17 protein-coding genes are annotated in these 18,870 nt (G+C 29.7%); 11 read left to right on the plus strand and 6 right to left on the minus strand.

Annotated elements, in window-relative coordinates:
- The first annotated feature begins 54 nt into the window (after positions 1 to 54).
- From ACSHW5_RS04435 to ACSHW5_RS04465, 7 genes are all read left to right on the plus strand, one after another.
- Positions 55 to 819, plus strand: a complete 765-nt coding sequence (locus ACSHW5_RS04435) for a ParA family protein (protein WP_435674901.1) — start codon at positions 55 to 57, stop codon at positions 817 to 819.
- A 2-nt stretch (positions 820 to 821) separates the two neighbouring features.
- Positions 822 to 1,706, plus strand: coding sequence for a ParB/RepB/Spo0J family partition protein (locus ACSHW5_RS04440; protein ID WP_435674902.1), 885 nt, complete (start codon positions 822 to 824; stop codon positions 1,704 to 1,706).
- A gap of 96 nt (positions 1,707 to 1,802) precedes the next feature.
- Entirely contained in the window at positions 1,803 to 2,300 is a 498-nt protein-coding gene (locus tag ACSHW5_RS04445) for a DUF5683 domain-containing protein (protein WP_435674903.1), read from the plus strand.
- A gap of 2 nt (positions 2,301 to 2,302) precedes the next feature.
- Complete coding sequence (gene dapB, locus ACSHW5_RS04450) at positions 2,303 to 3,004, plus strand: 4-hydroxy-tetrahydrodipicolinate reductase (RefSeq protein WP_435674904.1); 702 nt, start codon at positions 2,303 to 2,305, stop codon at positions 3,002 to 3,004.
- An 80-nt stretch (positions 3,005 to 3,084) separates the two neighbouring features.
- Positions 3,085 to 4,782, plus strand: a complete 1,698-nt coding sequence (gene lepB / locus ACSHW5_RS04455; RefSeq protein ID WP_435674905.1) for a signal peptidase I — start codon at positions 3,085 to 3,087, stop codon at positions 4,780 to 4,782.
- Positions 4,783 to 4,919: 137 nt separating this feature from the next.
- Complete coding sequence (locus tag ACSHW5_RS04460) at positions 4,920 to 5,516, plus strand: WbqC family protein (protein ID WP_435674906.1); 597 nt, start codon at positions 4,920 to 4,922, stop codon at positions 5,514 to 5,516.
- Positions 5,513 to 5,821, plus strand: coding sequence for a DUF6122 family protein (locus tag ACSHW5_RS04465; protein WP_435674907.1), 309 nt, complete (start codon positions 5,513 to 5,515; stop codon positions 5,819 to 5,821). Before ACSHW5_RS04460 ends, ACSHW5_RS04465 begins: the two co-directional genes overlap by 4 nt.
- On the opposite strand, the gene ACSHW5_RS04470 is transcribed toward ACSHW5_RS04465, so the two are convergent.
- The 4 genes from ACSHW5_RS04470 to ACSHW5_RS04485 are packed head-to-tail and all read right to left on the minus strand — an operon-like array spanning position 5,812 to position 10,312.
- Positions 5,812 to 7,302: a lipopolysaccharide biosynthesis protein gene (locus tag ACSHW5_RS04470; RefSeq protein WP_435674908.1), complete on the minus strand. Its 1,491-nt coding sequence runs from the start codon at positions 7,300 to 7,302 to the stop codon at positions 5,812 to 5,814. The genes ACSHW5_RS04465 and ACSHW5_RS04470 overlap by 10 nt on opposite strands.
- A gap of 4 nt (positions 7,303 to 7,306) precedes the next feature.
- Positions 7,307 to 8,569 (minus strand): glycosyltransferase family 4 protein, encoded by a 1,263-nt coding sequence (locus ACSHW5_RS04475; RefSeq protein WP_435674909.1) that lies wholly within the window; start codon positions 8,567 to 8,569, stop codon positions 7,307 to 7,309.
- Complete coding sequence (locus ACSHW5_RS04480; protein ID WP_435674910.1) at positions 8,566 to 9,774, minus strand: glycosyltransferase; 1,209 nt, start codon at positions 9,772 to 9,774, stop codon at positions 8,566 to 8,568. The genes ACSHW5_RS04475 and ACSHW5_RS04480 overlap by 4 nt, the downstream gene beginning before the upstream one ends.
- 22 nt (positions 9,775 to 9,796) lie before the next feature.
- The gene (locus ACSHW5_RS04485; protein WP_435674911.1) at positions 9,797 to 10,312 is read right to left on the minus strand and encodes a methyltransferase; all 516 of its coding nucleotides are present in this window, start codon (positions 10,310 to 10,312) and stop codon (positions 9,797 to 9,799) included.
- 372 nt (positions 10,313 to 10,684) lie between these two features.
- Between ACSHW5_RS04485 and ACSHW5_RS04490 the strand changes: the two genes are divergently transcribed.
- Positions 10,685 to 12,367 carry a helix-turn-helix domain-containing protein gene (locus tag ACSHW5_RS04490; protein ID WP_435674912.1) on the plus strand — a complete coding sequence of 561 codons (1,683 nt, stop codon included), beginning with the start codon at positions 10,685 to 10,687 and terminating at the stop codon, positions 12,365 to 12,367.
- A gap of 103 nt (positions 12,368 to 12,470) precedes the next feature.
- Here the strand turns inward: ACSHW5_RS04490 and ACSHW5_RS04495 are convergent, their stop codons facing one another.
- Together ACSHW5_RS04495 and ACSHW5_RS04500 are read right to left on the minus strand one after the other, a co-directional pair.
- The gene (locus ACSHW5_RS04495) at positions 12,471 to 14,888 is read right to left on the minus strand and encodes a YfhO family protein (RefSeq protein WP_435674913.1); all 2,418 of its coding nucleotides are present in this window, start codon (positions 14,886 to 14,888) and stop codon (positions 12,471 to 12,473) included.
- Between the two features lie 91 nt (positions 14,889 to 14,979).
- Positions 14,980 to 15,243, minus strand: a complete 264-nt coding sequence (locus ACSHW5_RS04500) for a DUF4834 family protein (RefSeq protein WP_435674914.1) — start codon at positions 15,241 to 15,243, stop codon at positions 14,980 to 14,982.
- Positions 15,244 to 15,408: 165 nt separating this feature from the next.
- On the opposite strand from ACSHW5_RS04500, the gene ACSHW5_RS04505 reads away from it, so the two are divergent.
- The 3 genes from ACSHW5_RS04505 (at position 15,409) to ACSHW5_RS04515 (ending at position 18,839) form a co-directional block, all read left to right on the plus strand.
- Positions 15,409 to 16,704 (plus strand): transporter, encoded by a 1,296-nt coding sequence (locus ACSHW5_RS04505; RefSeq protein ID WP_435674915.1) that lies wholly within the window; start codon positions 15,409 to 15,411, stop codon positions 16,702 to 16,704.
- A gap of 16 nt (positions 16,705 to 16,720) precedes the next feature.
- Positions 16,721 to 17,839 (plus strand): GTP cyclohydrolase, encoded by a 1,119-nt coding sequence (locus ACSHW5_RS04510; RefSeq protein ID WP_435674916.1) that lies wholly within the window; start codon positions 16,721 to 16,723, stop codon positions 17,837 to 17,839.
- Between the two features lie 292 nt (positions 17,840 to 18,131).
- Positions 18,132 to 18,839 carry a 16S rRNA (uracil(1498)-N(3))-methyltransferase gene (locus ACSHW5_RS04515; RefSeq protein WP_435674917.1) on the plus strand — a complete coding sequence of 236 codons (708 nt, stop codon included), beginning with the start codon at positions 18,132 to 18,134 and terminating at the stop codon, positions 18,837 to 18,839.
- Positions 18,840 to 18,870 lie beyond the last annotated feature (31 nt).

Consider the following 18,870-nt stretch of genomic DNA (forward strand, 5'->3'; position numbering starts at 1 on the left):
TTCTAAAAAAGATAAATAATTGTAATTTTACTTATTAAAAATTTTCTAGAATTCATGGGTAAAATAATTGCAATAGCAAATCAGAAAGGCGGCGTTGGAAAAACAACAACGAGCATAAATCTAGCTGCATCTTTAGGGGTTTTAGAGAAAAAAGTATTGCTAATTGATGCAGATCCACAGGCAAACGCCACATCCGGATTAGGTATTAATGTAGAAGAAGTAGAAATTGGAAGTTATCAAGTATTAGAACATGCCGTTTCTGCCAAAGAAGCTATAGTACAAACAAGTTCTGCAAATGTAGATATTATTCCTGCTCATATAGATTTAGTAGCTATTGAGATTGAATTAATAGACAAGCAAGAAAGAGAATACATGCTAAAAAAATCTTTAGCAGAAATAAAAGATGATTATGACTTTATTTTAATAGACTGTGCGCCATCATTAGGTTTAACCACATTAAACTCTTTGGTTGCTGCAGATTCTGTTATTATTCCTATACAATGCGAATATTTTGCTTTAGAAGGTTTGGGTAAATTATTAAACACTATTAAAAGCATTCAAAAACTTCATAATCACGATTTAGATATTGAAGGTTTATTATTAACCATGTTTGATTCTCGTTTGCGTCTGTCTAACCAAGTGGTAGATGAAGTTAGAAAACATTTTTCTACCATGGTTTTTGATACCATTATTAGAAGAAATATACGTTTGGGTGAAGCACCAAGTTATGGTGAAAGTATCATTGATTATGATGCTACTAGTAAAGGAGCTGTAAATTACTTAAATTTAGCTCAAGAAATCATTAAAAAGAACTCATAAAAATGGCAAAAGCAACTAGGAAACAAGCTTTAGGAAGAGGATTATCTGCTTTGTTAAAAGAGCCCGCTAAAATTATATCAGCAAATGATGAAAACGCCGATAAAGTTGTTGGTAGCATCATAGAATTACCTTTAGATGAAATTGATGTAAATCCTTATCAACCTAGAACTTATTTTGATGAAGAAGCATTAAGAGAACTCGCAGGATCTATTAAGGAATTAGGTGTTATACAACCAATTACGGTTCGTAAATTAGAAGGAAATTCTTTTCAATTGGTTTCTGGTGAACGTAGATTTAGAGCTTCAAAATTAATAGGAAACACAACAATACCTGCCTATATAAGACTTGCCAACGACCAAGAAATGCTAGAAATGGCATTGGTAGAAAACATACAACGTAAAAACTTAGATCCAATAGAAGTTGCACTTTCTTACCAACGTTTAATTGATGAAATTCAACTTACACAAGAAGAATTAAGTACAAGAGTTGGTAAAAAACGTTCTACAGTTACCAATTATTTACGATTGTTAAAATTAGATCCTATTTTACAAACAGGCATGAGAGATGGTTTTATCTCAATGGGGCACGGACGCGCAATGATTAATATTGAAAACACGGAAGATCAATTAGCGATTTACGAAAAAATATTGCGTGAAAAATTATCCGTTAGGCAAACAGAAGACTTAGTTAAAAATTTAAAATCTGGCGTGCCTGCAAAACCAAAAAAGAAACCAATGCCAACCTATATAAAAAGCAGCTTGCAAGACATTAGCTCCTACATTGGTAATAAAATAGACATTACAGTTGGTAACAATGGTAAAGGTAAAATCTCTATTCCTTTTAATTCTGAAGAAGATTTTAATCGAATTAAAAACTTATTAAAATAAGTGTTTTTAAAAAAATACATACTTGTTTATTGTATCGCTATTTTTACTGCGAATCTTTTTGCTCAAAAAGATTTTATTACAGTAAAAAAAGAGATTTTGAATGGAAAAGTAATTGTAGCGGAAGGTGTTTACAATCCGTTAGCTCCTTCTAAAGCTGCATTTTACTCTGCCATTTTCCCTGGAATGGGGCAAATTTATAATAAAAAATACTGGAAAGCTCCTATTGTATGGGGAGCATTGGCAATACCAACTTATTTTTATTTAGACAATAACAAAGAATATAAGCGCTATAGAACCGCTTATAGACTAAGAAAAAATGGTTTGCAGGACGACGAATTTACAGATGAGTTTGGAAATGAAAGTATTTCTTTAACCACTTTAGAATCTGCTCAAACTCAATTAAAAGAAAACAGAGATTTATCGCTCTTATCAGGAGTTATAATTTATGTTTTACAAATTGTAGAAGCCAGTGTAAACGCACATTTACTACAATTTAACACAGATGATAATCTTACTTTTAAACCTACTTTTATTCCAAACCCACAACAGTTTGAAGCACCAAAAATAGGCTTAACACTTAAATATTCTTTTTAAAAATGAAAATTGCACTCCTAGGTTACGGTAGAATGGGAAAAGAGATTGAAAAAATTGCAATCTCTCGCGGACATACAATTGTTATTAGAAAAGATGTTGATGATGAAATTGACATTAATTTAGCAGATGTTGCTATAGATTTTAGCGTTCCTAATTCTGCTTTTAATAATATTACAAATTGCATAAACAACCAAGTTCCTGTAATTTCTGGTACCACTGGCTGGTTAGATAAATATGAAGATGCTGTTGCTCTATGTAAAGAAAAAGATAGCGCCTTTATCTATGCTTCTAACTATAGTTTAGGAGTAAATATCTTTTTTGAATTAAATAATCAATTGGCAAAAATGATGAGTTCTTTAGAAGATTACAATATTTCTATGGAAGAAATTCATCATACCAAAAAATTAGACGCACCTAGCGGTACTGCCATTACTTTGGCAGAAGGAATTATCAATAATTCTTCTAAAAAAAATTGGGAATTAGGAGAAAATACATCCGAAGAAAACATACCAATAGTTGCCAAAAGAATTCCAGAAGTACCTGGAACACATACAGTTTGGTACAATTCTGAAGTAGACACTATAGAAATTAAACATACAGCACATAGTAGAAAAGGTTTTGCTTTAGGCGCTGTAGTTGCTGCAGAATGGATTCTAAATAAAAAAGGTGTTTTCTCTATGAAAGATGTGTTAAATATTGGTTAAAACCCGTAACATATTCAATTTTATTCGCCTTATAAAAAAATAAAAAATCTTCTTAATGGAGATCATTAAAGTACAATATTATGACATTTACACAGTGGTTTATCTTTTTTTTAGTAGTTCAAGTAATTCATTTTTTAGGAACTTGGAAACTCTATGTAAAAGCAGGTAGAAAAGCTTGGGAAGCAGCAATTCCTGTATATAATGGAATTGTATTAATGAAAATTATAAATAGACCCAAATGGTGGATTGCTTTGCTTTTTATTCCCGTGGTAAACTTATTAATGTTTCCCGTAATTTGGATTGAAACCATTAGAACATTTGGCTTTTATAAAAAACTAGATTCGTTACTAGTCATAGTAACTTTAGGTTTGTATATTTTTTACATAAACTATGCAACCGATGCTAGTTACCATGCAGACAGAAGCTTAAAACCAAGGTCTGAATTAGGAGAATGGGTAAGCTCTATTGCATTTGCCATTATTGCGGCAACATTGGTACACACTTATTTTATGCAGCCGTTTACCATTCCTTCATCATCTTTAGAAAAATCTTTATTGGTGGGAGATTATTTATTTGTGAGTAAATTTCATTATGGAGCAAGAGTTCCTTCCACAGTAATTGCAGCACCAATGGTACATGATTCTTTACCATTTTCTAACCTGCGTTCTTACTTAAAAAAACCACAATTACCTTATACAAGATTGCCTGGCTTACAAAAAATAAAAAATAATGATATTGTTTGTTTTAACTGGCCTGCAGATACCTTAGCAACCATGTGGGGCGATACTTCTGGCAAGTTTACTTACAAACCTCTTGACAAAAAAACAAATTATGTAAAACGTTGTGTTGGTATTGCTGGCGATTCTTTAGAGATAAAAAATGGCTTTGTTTACATCAATGGAAAAAAGAACGAATTACCTTATAGAGCTAAAATTCAATTCTATTACACCTATGAATCTAAAACCCCTATTACCTCTAGTAATTTTCCAAACTTCTTAAGAGGTAAAGAAAGAACAGGCGTTTACAAAATATTAACTGAGTATTGGAACGATCCTAGAGTACAAGATGCATTTAAGCAAAGTGCTAATTTATCTAAAATAGGATCAGATTCATTATATACAGAGGTTGCTGGTGGTGTTGCTCAAGATTTGGCAAATCGTTTAAAAATGACAAATGTTGACACTAAAATAAACATAAACTTAACGCAAGAAGAAGTTGTTCAATTAAAAAAATATTCACAAACAGTCTCAGTTAATAAAGTAAATTACGGTGCAGACAATGCAATTTTTCCACATGTAGAAAGTAACCAATGGAGTCAAGATAATTTTGGTCCTATTTACATTCCTAAAGCCGGAGCAACAGTAACTCTTAACGCAGCTTCATTGCCATATTATGAGCAAATAATTAAGAATTATGAAGCCAACGATTTACAAGTTGTAGGCGAAAACATTTTTATCAACGGAGAAAAAGCAGATTCGTATACTTTTAAACAAGATTACTATTGGATGATGGGAGATAACAGACACAATTCTTTAGATGCGCGTTATTTCGGATTTACTCCTTTTGACCACGTTTTAGGAAAACCTGTAATGGTGTGGTTTAGTTGGGATCCTTCAGCTGCCGGAATTGGCACTAAAATAAAATCGATTCGTTGGGATAGAATGTTTACTACCGTTCATGGAGATGGCGAACCTGTTTCTTATAGATATGTAGTTTTTGGTTTAATTGCATTGTATATTGGGTATAGCTTTTATAAAGGAAAGAAAATTAAAAAATAAGTTTTCAGTATCAGTTCGTTATTTAGTAATGAAAATTGCGACTAAAATAAACCGCAAAGGCGCTAAGTATTTCGCAAAGTTCGCTAAGTTCTTTTAAAACTGAGACCGCTGTCTGAAAACTGCTAACTAATAAAAACATGTCATTATTTATACCCACTTATTTCTCTCCTATTTCGCAGTATTCCGAAATAGTAAAAGCAGACGACATTGTTTTTGAACTAGAAGACAATTTTCAGAAACAGAGTTACAGAAATCGTTGTTATATTTACAATACAAATGGCAAACAGTTATTAAACATTCCGGTAAAACATAAAATTACTGGTGATAGAAAAAAAACCAAGGATACTTATGTAGAAAATGATTTTCCTTGGCAAGATCAACATTTAAAGTCCTTACAAACGGCGTATAGAACTTCGCCTTTTTTTGAATTTTATATTGATGATTTACTTCCTATTTTCAATAAAAAGTACACTTTTTTACAAGACGTAAATATAGATACCTTTCTATTTATGATGGATGCTTTGCAGTTAGATGCTCACTGTTCTAAAACAAGTGAGTATTCTTTAGAAACCTCTGAAAAGGATTTTAGAAATTTAGCCGCAGTAAAACATCAACCTAAAAAAACCGTGGAAAAATACATTCAAATGTTTGATGACAAACATGGATTTATTTCTAATTTATCTATGTTAGATTTGCTTTTTATGGAAGGTCCTAATGCCATTAGTTACCTGTGAGTTTAAAGTTTATACTTCATTACAGTTTGCATTTTGTTGTTCCTTTAGGCATTGCATTCTTCTTTTTTAAAGACAAATGGAAAATGGTCTATATTATTTTTATTTGCTCAATGCTCATAGACTTAGATCATCTTTTAGCAACACCTATTTTCGACAAAAACAGATGTAGCATTAACTTTCATCCACTACATACTTATGTAGCACTCGCTATTTATTTCTTTGGATTATTTTTTAAGAAAACAAGAATACTAAGTTTTGCACTTATATTTCATTTACTTACAGACTTTATAGATTGTTATTTATAGTATTTTTTTAACAACGTATCAAATTCATTTGAAATATTCAATTTTAGAATTAAAAAGATATAGATTACTGTAATAACAATGCTTTTTAATGCAATACTTATTATTGGCGTAATTGACATGTTTAGAACGCTTATTTGGGGAATTGGAAAATCCCAATAATAAAAAAGTAAAAACAACATTAAAATAATAGCAAATAATTTAAACGACTTTGGTGTTATGGGCGTAATTCCAAATTTCGAATACACATAAAATAGTTTGATAGTATTAAACACCAACAACGTTATCATTGTAGACAACGCCAAACCGTCTGTGCCAAAATCTAAATTAAAATAAAACAATTTATTTAAAAAATACACCATTAAAGACATTCCTACAGCAATAGGAAGTGTTATTTTATAAAACGTAGAATTGTTTATAATTGCACCATTATTTCCCAAAAACATGGTGTATAATTTTGACAGAGAAATCATTAAAACCACTAATTCGCCTCCTGCATATCCTTTTCCTGGCATTAATTTAAAAAGTTCATGAACTCCGCAATTTACAAGAAGAAAAAATAAACCTCCTACTAAAAAAAGATTTATAGAACTTTTTTTGTACAAATTTTCAACTTCATTTGTATTAAATTCATTTAAAGATTTAGATGTTAAAGGTTGTAAAATTTGAGTCATTGCCCTACTAGGCGCTTCTATAAATGAACCTATAAAAACAGCAACAGAATAGTAAGCTGCTTTTTCTATAGTATCTTTACCAGGAATCATAATTTTATCTATATCTAAAAGAATTGCACCTGCACTTCCTGCCAAAACTATGTACAAAGAGTACTTTATAATTTCACCAAAATTCTGTGGTAATTTAACATAAAACTTAGGTAAGTAAATATAAAAAGCATAGCACATCATTACCACAAAACGAAAAATATATGCCCCAGTTAAATAGTAAATAAACTCTGGTTTTGTAATAAAATCAAAGAATACAGCCATTAACAATAGCATAACTACTACCCTATTCCACAATTCTTTTAATACATTACCAAAAACGGTTAGAAATTGAACTTTTGTCCATGAGTAAAAAAGCTCAAAATAAGCACAAGAAATAGCAATTAAATAAATTGAAAAAGTATAATCTACAATTACTTGATTTTCTTTAGTAACCTGACTCATGATCCAATCATGCATATAATCCCAGAAAAAACCTAAGGGCAATGCTATTAATAATGGCAGCAATAATACAGACGATAAAAACTTGTCTTTTTGTTCTTTTAACGTGTAAGAAGAATAAAATTTTACAATAGTATGTTGTATGCCAAAAGCCGCCAACGGCATTACTAAGTTTGATGCCGATAACAAAAACGTAACCATTCCATAAAATTCTGATTCCAAAATTCTTGGATAGAAAAAGATGGTATTAATTCCGCCAACTAGAAAAGCAGCGTAAATAATTATGGTATTTTTAAATGACTGTTTTAGGACAATTCCCATGTTACTAATGTAAACTTTTAATGATGCTTGCCAACTCTTTGGTTAATTCTTTTCTGTGATATTTTCCTATATTCTTAGAATTTCCTACTAAATTTCCCTTTTTATATTGATGATATAATGCCCTAATTTCTCTTGCTAATTTTTCTTCATTGTCAAAAGAAATGACAACTCCGGCATTTGTTTCCTTTAAAATAGTTGCCAAATCTCCTTCTTCTGGCCCCAATGCTAAAATGGGCCTTTTGGCTGTTAAATACTCAAACAGTTTACCTGTTAAGATTCCTTTAGATTTTTTTATATTCGGAATTAACAACAATAAAACTTGTGCTTGTTTCTGATATTGAATTGCCTCTTCATGTGCCACATAGCCTTTAAAAATTGTATTCGCATTTAAATTAGTATCGTCTATTTCTTTTTTTACTTCATCAGAAATATCACCAATAAAATTAAGAACTAAATCGTTTTTAAAATTGATATTTTCTTCACAAAGTACGTTTAAAACTTTAAACAAAGAACTAGGATTGCTTTGTTTTGGCAACAAACCTATATAAGAAATGCTAAATTTTTTATCTAAAGCAACCATTGACGATTCTAAAACTTCATCATCAAATCCATTGGTAATTACTTCTACGCGTTTGGCTGTTTTGGCAAACTCTTTTTGTAAAGTATTACTTACAGTTAAAATACAATCTGCACTTTTTAAAACAGCATGTTCTAACTTTTTATTTTTATTTTTAGCATAACTACCTTGGTTAAAATCGTTATTATAATACAAGTCTGACCAAGGATCTCTAAAATCTGCAATCCATTTTACATCATTTTTATGAAACAATTTTTGCGCAATTAAATGCATGCTGTGCGGCGGTCCTGTAGAAATAATAACATCAATTTTATTATCATTTATATATTTCTGCAAATAATGAACAGACGGTTTTACCCAAAAAATCTTAGGGTCAGGAATAAAGAAATTCCCTCTCACAAAAGACAAAAACCCATTTTTACCAACGTTTGAAATTCCGATATTTACATCTTTTTTTTTCTTCCAAAAAAGCACATCTGTTGGTTGCCAAATTGGCTGTTTTAAAACTGTAATATTCTTTGGGATTTGACCTATTAAAGATTTATCTTCCTTTGGATAGTTGGCTTCATCTACCGTGTACACAACCGGTTCTATATCAAAATTTTGTAGATATTTTACAAATTTTAACCAACGTTGTACACCAGAACCACCAGCAGGAGGCCAATAATATGTAATTATTAAAACTTTCACGTATTTAAATTATCGTATAAATGTAGGAGTTTTTTTGCTGTAAACTCCCAATTTAAATCACCATTGTACGCTAGCTCAAAACCTTTTGCAGCTTTTTCTGTTGCCACATTATAATGATGATAAATACTACTTACTTCTTCAGAAAAACTTAAGGCATTTCCTGCTTTAAAAACAGCGCCAATATTATTTGTTTTCACAACTCTTTCTAGCGGCGCACAATTAGAAACCAGTAATGGTTTTTTAGATAATAAAATCTGATATAGTTTATGCGGAATGGTACTTTCTGTATGCAAATTAGAAATATGAGGAATAATATTTACCGCAGAACTCTGCATTATTTTAACCACATCTTTAAAGGGTTGACTCCCATAAATAACTACATTATTTCTAACATCAAATTCATCAATTAAATTTTCTAGGTAATTTTTTACATCATTATTGGCAGGACCAATTAATGCCAAAAGTGCATTCGGAATTTCTTTTGATACTTTTTGCATACCTTCAATAGCTGTTTGCAAGCCTCTATGAGGTCCAAAACCGCCAACATAGGAAATGATAAACCTATCCTTATAGTTGGCAAAAAAGTTGTTGTTTTCTGAATTAAAATTAGCTGCAAACTCTTTTTTTTCAGAATTGGTTATTACTGTAATCTTTTGCTCATTTACAGCAGTATCTAGCACAATTCTTTCTTTCATTTCTTGTACAACGGCAATAATTCTATCAAATTGTAAGATGATATTATTCTCATAATTTTGCCATCGATTATAATTAAAAAAAAGTTTATTTTTTAATCTAATGATAGGATTTTTTCGCCAAGAAAACCAAGTTAATAACGCTGCTGCATAATTTTCATGCAAATCTAAAACGGAAAATAATTTGTATTTTTTTGCCATTATATATCCTGTTTTTGCCAAAGGCAAATCATGAACATGCAATACATCAATTTTATTTTCTTGTATTATTTTTGGTAAGGCTTTTTTAAATTTAGGATGCACAAAATTAATAGCCAATTGCATATCAACCAATCCTTTTTCAGTAAAACTTTTATAAAAAATAGTTCTTAAAATGGTTACTTTTTCAAGTATTTCCCTTTCTACATCACCCTCTTTTTTACAACATAAAACAAAAACATGGTGTTTTAAAGCCAAAGATTCTGCTTCTTTCCGAACTCTAATATCTGCAGGATAGTAGCCATCTACTATCATTAAAATATTTCTTTTTATTGATTTATTTTGTAGCATACACTGCGTAATATCTTGGCGTAAATTTTCTTAAAATAGGTCTAAAACCAATTTTATCAATGGGGCTAGTCCATTTTTCTTGTTCTTGAATTTGCCATCCAGATTTTTCTAACAACCAATCAAATTGCCAATCTTCAAACTCATGATAATGCCTGTCCCACATATCCGTTTTACTTCTGTATGCTTTGGCAAACCATAAATTTAACGGAATTGTAGCAATTAATTTAGTGGCTTCAATTTCTTTTAGCACATTAAAGGGTGCTAATAAATGTTCAAAAATTTCAAATGCAGTAACCGCATCTACTTGGTGCTTTTTTACAATTTCTGGTAATTCATCTAAATCTTCTCCTTCTGTATTAATTACAGTATAACCATGTTCTTCCATAATTTCAGAAAATGGATTTCTAATTCCTAAATCTAAAATTGTTGCTGGACTTGGTAACACTTTTTGAAGAAAAGCTAGGGTATGCTCATACCTTTTTGAAGGAATTTTTAAATACATTTTTTTACTTTTAAAAAAAGTAAAACTAACAAATTAAAAAAGAAAAGTGATTGGTAACAAAAAATAAATAAAGAATTCTTTTATCTAAAAATATTCATCTATTTAGAATAAGCACTTCTGGAATAAAAAAAAAGAGGAGAATTATAAAATTCTCTTCTTAACGCATTTTCGTTCTCATAACAACGTATCACAGATACAGTACAAATATACCTACTAACCTCATCTAAAACTAATGTAGTATTCTTCTTTTTATAAAAAGCACAGCTTCATTCTATACCTAAAAAATAAAATCTTTTAAACAATATGCTTTTTCTAAATAGAATACTTAATATTGTAGCCAATGCCCCCTTAACATTTACACGTTATTTTTTGATGAAAAAAAACTACATATTTTTATTGTATTTTCTAGTATGTTTTAGCATTTCGTACGGGCAATTGTCTTCTAAAGATTCCTTAAATTTAACTTTAGTAAAACAATACAAAGGTGTTAATAATGATAGTCTGTTGTTTTATAGTAAGCAACTTCAGAAATCTAAAGATAGTTGCATTCTCTACAGCGGTAAAATATATCAGGCATTAGCCTTGTATAATAAAAATGATTTTAATGCTTCTGAACAATTGGCGAAAACAATTCTTAAAGAATTAGAGAAAAGCAAAAAAATTCAATTATTAAAAATAAAAATAGAGTCTCTTAACAGGTTATTCTGGATTCATAAAAATCAACAAAAGTATAATGATGCTTATACTTATCTTTTAGAAACAAAGGATGTATTACACAACATATCTCAAGATAGTAGTTATTATCAAACAATAAGTTTAAGCAATCAGATTAATACTGCTTTAATCAAAAATCTATTAGGCTATCAAAAAGAAGCTAGAAAAATACTCTTTAAAACTTTAAACAGCTATTACCTCAAGAATTTAACTATTGATAAAGAACATGATCTTTATTCTAAAATTCTTAATCAAACCAGTATTTATAATATTATTGGAGAATCCTATTTAAAGTCTAGTGAAAATTATTTTAGTAAGCATTTAGATTCTGCTAGTTTCTATTTAAAAAAAGCCTTTGAACTTGCAAAAACTTTTAATCCACCTCATCAAAATTCTGAAACATTATATCAATTAAGAGAGGCCGAAGTATTAATTGCAAGAAATAAAATTAAAGAAGCGTTAACTTTAATACAAAAATTTGACACAAATGCTAAAGAATATAAAACAGCACAAAATATTTATTTTTTAAAAACTATTTGTTTCTACAATTTAAATCTAAACGATTCTACCCTTTATTTTGGAAATAAGTTTTTAGATTATCAGAATAAAAGTCCAAAAACAAAGAAAAGCATTTCTGTTATTTATGACATTCTTGCAAATCAATATCATAAAAACAAACAAATAGATAGTGCTTTCAAATATTCCGAATTAACATTATTAGCGTTAAAAGACTTGCATAAAAACAAGAATGAGGTGCATAAATCGAATCATTTATATGATTTTGGAAATGCAGAAAAATTAAATAAAGCAGTACAAAAAAAGTACAAAAGCACAAAAATGATATTTATTATAGCTGTTGTAATTGTATTTATGTTCGCAGCATTCATACTATTCTTTTTCTATAAAAAAAGCAAAAAAAACACCCTTAAGTTTCATAAAATTAACAATCAGCCAAAAGAGATACTAACAACACAAAAAACAACCTATAATTTAGACAAAGCACTAGAACTAGAACTTTTAAAAGGGTTAGAGTCCTTAGAAAACTCTACAGAATACCTTGCAACGTCTTTCAATATTAATGCATTAGCCAAACAATTACACACAAATACATCCTATTTATCGTATACCATTAACAAATCAAAAAACAAATCTTTTAAACAATATATTACAGATCTTAGGATAGAATATTTACTAAAAAAACTGCAAGAAGATAAAAATTATAGAAAATATACCATTAAATATCTTGCCGAAGAAATAGGTTACACCAATGCGTCTGCCTTTACAAGAGCTTTTAAAAAACACAAAGGAGTAACGCCTTCTGAATATATAAAATCTCTATAAAAACTAAAATGTCATTTTCTCATAAAGGTTTCAATATATACATGTTGAAACCTAAAAAAACAGCAGATAAATTAAAAGTCTTTTCTTTATTTATCCAAAAAAACTAAGCAACCTTCTTCTTTTTGTCATAAAAAAACCATCCTATAGGTATTAATAATAACAGCGCATACGAGGTTAATGAAATCATTTTTCCTTGCTGAATTACTTTGGGTTCAAATTTAAATTCTATGGTATGAGATCCTTTAGGAATTATCATACCACGCAATACATAATTCACCCTAAAATGAGGTTTTAAAACGCCATCTATATACGCATTCCAACCATCTTTATAATAGATTTCTGAAAAAACCGCAAATTGTTCTTTGGCAGTTTTAGATTGATATGTTAAGGCATTAACATCATATTTTGTTAAGGCAATGGCCGCTGTACTATCTTTTATAAAAATTAAATTGGTATTTTCTTTAATTTGATTTTTGTTAATTACAGCTTCACTTTTAGTATCTAAAGAATCTAAAGCTTGCATTTCTTTATTGGCAGAATCTACAATATTTACTCTATTTACAAACCAAACATTTCCGTTAGTTTCCTTGTTAGCTTGAGCTTGCTTTTCTCCTTTATCTGTTGCAATTATAAAATACTTGGTATGCAACATGTTTAAAACTTGCCTATTATTTTTAGCAATCTGATAATCAAACAATTCTTGATAACGTCCTAGTTTTGCGGCATGATAACCACCAATAGATTGATGAAAATAAGAGGTACTTCCATCATTCATTGGGTTTACTGTAAAATTACCAACTCTAAAATGACTTTTATCTTGAAGAATAAAAGTATCGGCTTCAGAAGCAATAAATGGTTTTTCTATTTTTCTTGCCGATGTAAAATCGCTTTCGTTTACGTACTTTTTATCCACAGAAATTAAATCAAATAAAATAAATACAGCCAAACCAATTATTACCTGTGTTTGTTTTAATTTTTCTTTCAATAAATACCATAACAATGCTGCAGAAAGGAATACTAAAATTAAAGAGCGCATTGTATCTGTAAACAACATTGCTTTTCGGTCTGCAATAACGGCATCTATTAAACCCGGTAATTGTTGGTATTGTTGCACATCTCTCATTCCTTCAAAAGTTGAGAAACTATGCGCCAACAAAAATCCTGCAATAATTAATCCTCCAAAAGTATAAACAGATTTTTTTAATGCTTCTTGTTTTTCTAATGATGAAACTTTGGATGAAAAAAATTCTTTTAACGCTAAAATTCCTAATATCGGAACACATAATTCGGCAATTACTTGTATGGATGAAACTGCTCTAAATTTATTATATAAAGGCACATAATCGATAAAAAAGTTCGTTAAAAACTCAAAATTTCTTCCCCAACTCATCAATATCACAAATATTGTAGTGCTCACCAACCAATATTTCAAACGTCCTTTTACCAAGAAAATTCCTAAGAAAAACAAGAAAAAAACAACCGCACCAATATAAGCCGGCGCTTCTACAATGGTTTGATCTCCCCAATACGTAAGTACTTGTTTAGAATACTCATCTGCCACTTTTTTCCCTGCTTTTTGCTCAATAGTTTCATAAAAGTTAGAGTTTTTCCCTAATTCTTCTATTGTACCACCACCCATAAAACGCGGAATAAACAAATTAAAAGTTTCTAATTTGGCATAACTATACTCGGTAATATACGCTTTGTCTAATCCTTTTGAAGCTTCTTTTTTACTACCATCTGCTTTTATTGTTAGTTCAGATTTGCCTCTTGTACTAACATCTGCATATTCTTTCATGGCAAGTAAACGAGGTGCATTTAAACCTATTCCTAGTAAAACAGCTGCCATAATTATTGCAGATTGTTTAAAAAATGTGGGCAGTACTTTTTCTTTAATTGCATGTATGCATTCTACAATTCCTAAAATAAGCAAGCAAAAACCTAAATAATAAGTCATTTGCGGATGATTGGTATAAATTTCTAAGCCCATTGCCAAACCAACAACCAAAAACCCAATTAAATATTTTTTTTGAAAAACCAATAAAACCCCAGCCAAAACTAATGGTATGTATGCAATAGCGTGTGCTTTGGCATTGTGCCCTGCACCAAAAATGATAATTAAATAAGTTGAAAACCCAAAAGCTAACCCACCTAAAATGGCAAGTTTCCACGGAACTTTTAGAGCTAATAATAAGACAAAAAAGCTTAAAAGATATAGAAAAACATAATCTGCCGGTCTTGGTAAAAAACGAATTGTTCTATCTAAAGTTCTAAGAAAGTCATTAGGGTAATATGCACTAATTTGATAAGCAGGCATACCACTGAATGAAGAACCTGTCCAATAAGGTTCTGTATTTTTTTCTGCTCTAAAATCTACAATTTCCTTTACAGAACCCGTAAACTGTGTAATATCTGATTGCTTTAATTTTTGTCCTTTTAAAACAGGATAAAAATACGTAAGAGAAGCTACTATAAAAATGAATATAGCTACTATATAAGGTAAGATTTTATTAAACTTCATAAATAAATAAGTTTGAAGATGATTGTTTTTTTGAATGGAACCACAGAAACAACGTACTTTACTAAGTACATCATTTTCTGCCAATTAAAAATTAGTCTATTTCTTCAAAATCTACATATTCGCCAACAGAGCCATTAGTTTTACTATTGTTTCTAGGAGCTTTGTCTATAATAGTTTCTCCTTCTTTAACAGTACTTTTTTCTTGTTGTGCTTGTTGCCCCTTAAATTGTTCTTCAGCTTTTTTTTGAATAGTTTCAGCAGCTTTCTTTACCAAATAAGGCGCAAACAGTTTTGCTAAATATTTAAAAGCATAATAAAAAATTAAAATAAAAAAAATGGTTTTTAATACCCCCATCTGTTATATAAATTTAAAAAATCCATCAAAAATAACAATTTGACAACAATTGTAGCGTTAACAAACTACAAAACTTTTACAAACTTAAAAAAGGTATCGATTGTTTTAAAAAAATAGCAATTTTATCCTATGTTTGTAATAGTTATTTAAACGCTGTCTATTACAATGAAAAACCAACCTACAAAGCTTTTTTTATCTTTTTTTCTGTTTGGGTTTTTACAAGCCTTTGGGCAATATACAGACGTTATTAACTCAAATAAACCCGGCTTTTCTGAAAGCCCTTATAGCGTTGGCACAGGGGTTTACCAATTTGAAAGTAGCATCTTTTTTAAAAATACAAGCATAGAACCTACTTTTACAATTCCGCAATCTGCAGGATTTGACCTACTTTTTAGAACTAGCTTTTTATTTGAAAAACTAGAACTAAACACCCATTTAACGTATCAAAAAGACAAAGTAGCTTTCAAAAATATTTTTACTTCACATTATAACACATCAGGTTTAAGCAACCTTACAGTGGCCGCAAAATATTTAATTTTTCAACAAGAATTTACAGATAAAAGCAAAGAAGTAAGAAGTTGGAAACGGAGAATGGCTTTTGATAAAAAAAGATTAATACCTTCTGTAGCCTTATATGTTGGCTTAAATACCGATTTTGTAAATGATATTTATAAAACGCAAAAAATGACCCCAAAATTTGGTCTTTTGTTACAAAACGATTTAAGTGACGATTTAAATATAATTACCAACGTCTATTTTGATAAAATGGGCACAGACTTTGAAGAATTTTCATACATAGTTACCGCTACACAAAATTTTAGCGATCGTTGGTCTGCTTTTTTTGAAAACCAAGGAGTCTTTCTAAAATACCAAAACTACACAAATATTGCTGCTGGTTTGGCATATTTACAAAATAAAAACTTACAAATAAACATTTCTGGAAGAATGCTTTTTGAAGGAAAATCTTCTGGCTTTTATGCTGGTTTAGGCGTTTCTTACAGAATTAACAAACACAAAGATTCTTATATAGAGTTAGATGATAGTGGTCAGGAAATTTTAAGAGAAAAAGATTATAGAGGTGGCTTTTTTAAACGCCTGTTGAGTAATTTTAAGAAAAGTGATCCTAGAGAAAAATTACGAAAAGAGAATAAAAGAAGTCGTAAAAAAACTACTACCAGAAGAAGTAAAGGAGGTTTATTTGGTTTGTTTAGCAAAAAAAATAAGAAACCAGAAACCGATATAGAAAAACTAGAAAGAGAACTGAAAGAACTAGACAAAGAAATTAAGAAAGAAGAAAAGGCAAAAGAAAAAAAGAATAGAAAAGCTGATAAAAAGAGTAAAAAGGCTAAGAAAAAGAAAGTAGAAACTGAAGAAGAAAAGCTAGAAAGAGAAATTAAAGAATTAGAAGAAGAGATTAAAAGAGAAGAAAAACAAGAAAAGAAAAAAAAGGATAACAACTAGACCTTATTTTTGCTGTATGATTACACTAAAAAAAATAACAAATAAAAAGGAAATGAAACAATTTGTTCAATTTCCTTTTTCACTTTATAAAAATCACAAATATTGGGTTCCGCCAATTATCAAAGATGAAATAGACAATTTTGATGCTGAAATAAATCCTGTTTTTGAAAATGCAGATGCTCAATTTTTTATCGCCATAAAAGACCATAAAATTGTTGGTAGAATTGTGGCTATTATTAATTGGTTTGAAGTAGAAAAACAACAGATTAAAAAAATGCGTTTTGGCTGGTTTGATGTTATTGATGATATAGAAGTTTCAAAAGCATTAATCAACAAAGTAAAAGAAATTGGTATTGAAAATAACCTAGCCTTTATAGAAGGACCTGTAGGATTTAATAATTTAGATAAAACAGGTGTTTTAATTGATGGTTTTGATCATATAGGAACTATGATTACCTGGTACAATCACCCGTATTACAAAGACCATTTAGAGCAATTAGGATTTGTAAAAGAAAAAGAATATTTAGAAAATAAGTTTAAATTTAAAAATGTTGATGCCGTTTATTTCGATAGAATGAGCAATATTGTAAAAAAACGTTTTAAACTTACCGCTTTAGATTTTACAAAAACCAAAGACATTTTACCTTATGTAGATGAAATGTTTAAAGTTTTTGATAAATCATATTCTAAACTCTCTACTTTTGTGCCTATTTCAGATGCTCAAATAACCTATTTTAAGAAAAAATACATCTCATTTATCAACCCAGAATATATCAAATTTGTGGTTGATGAACAAAATAAACTTGTAGCATTTGCTATTGTTATGCCTTCCTTTTCTGAAGCGCTACAAAAAGCCAAAGGAAAACTATTTCCTTTTGGTTTGTTTCATTTATTAAAGGCAAGAAAGCACGCAAAAGATGTTACTTTTTACCTTATTGGTGTAGATCCTGCTTATCAAAATAAAGGTGTTCATGCCATTATTTTTGATCAATATACAAAAACTTTTACCCCTTTAGGTATAGAAAACTGTATTAGAACACCAGAGTTAGAAGACAATTTGGCCATTAAAAAATTGTGGGAAAATTTTAACCCAATTACGCACAAAAGACGACGAACTTATAAAATGAGTTTATAGTTGTTAGGTGTTGGTTGTTGGTTGTTGGTTGTTAGTTGTTAGTTGTTAGTTGTTAGTTGTTAGTTGTTAGTTGTTAGTTGTTAGTTGTTAGCAAAAATAAAAATTTTGAGACTCTGCAACTAAAAAATTTTGAACTTTGAACCTTAAGCTTGAAACCTTAAATTTTGAACTTTGAACCTTAAACCCTGAACTTTGAACTTTGAACTTTGAACCTTGAACTCTGAACTTTGAACTTTGAACTTTGAACCCTGAACTCTGAAACCTTAAATTTTAAAACCCTTAAACCAAAAAAGTGCAACTATTTTATAATTCAGAAATTACTTTACACACAACGCAACTTACTTTCGATAAAATTGAAAGCAGACATATTGTACGTGTTTTAAGGAAAAAGGAAGGAGATATTTTAAAAATCACCAACGGAAAAGGCTTATTGTTTGATGCTGAAATAAATTTTGCCAATGACAAAAAATGTCAGGCAATTATAGTTGCTAAAGAAGAAAAGCCGAAACCTTGGAAATATTATCTACACATTGCCATTGCACCTACAAAATTAAATGATAGAATTGAGTGGTTTTTAGAAAAAGCAACAGAAATTGGTATTGATGAAATTACACCTATTATTTGCCATAATTCTGAAAGAAGGGTGGTTAAATTAGAACGTTTCGAAAAAATTATTCAATCTGCGATGAAACAATCCTTAAAGTTTACGCTTCCTAAATTGAATAAACCTATAAAATTTCAGGATTTTTTAAAACAAGATTTTACCGAAAAAGTTTGTATTGCACATTGTGAAGATGGAGAAAAAAAATTATTAAAAACAGTCATTCATCCCTCAGAAAAAACCACCATATTAATTGGTCCAGAAGGAGATTTTTCTTCGGATGAAATAAAAAATGCACTTGAAAAAAACTGCATTCCCATTTCATTAGGAGAAAGTAGACTAAGAACAGAAACTGCTGGTTTGGTTGCAGTGCAAAATATATCTTTTATCAATCAATAAAAATTATTATTTCTTTAAAAATAGGCCAAAA

Origin of the sequence: Polaribacter sp., assembly GCF_051251875.1 — a bacterium.
In the GTDB taxonomy this organism is placed as follows: Bacteria; Bacteroidota; Bacteroidia; order Flavobacteriales; family Flavobacteriaceae; genus Polaribacter.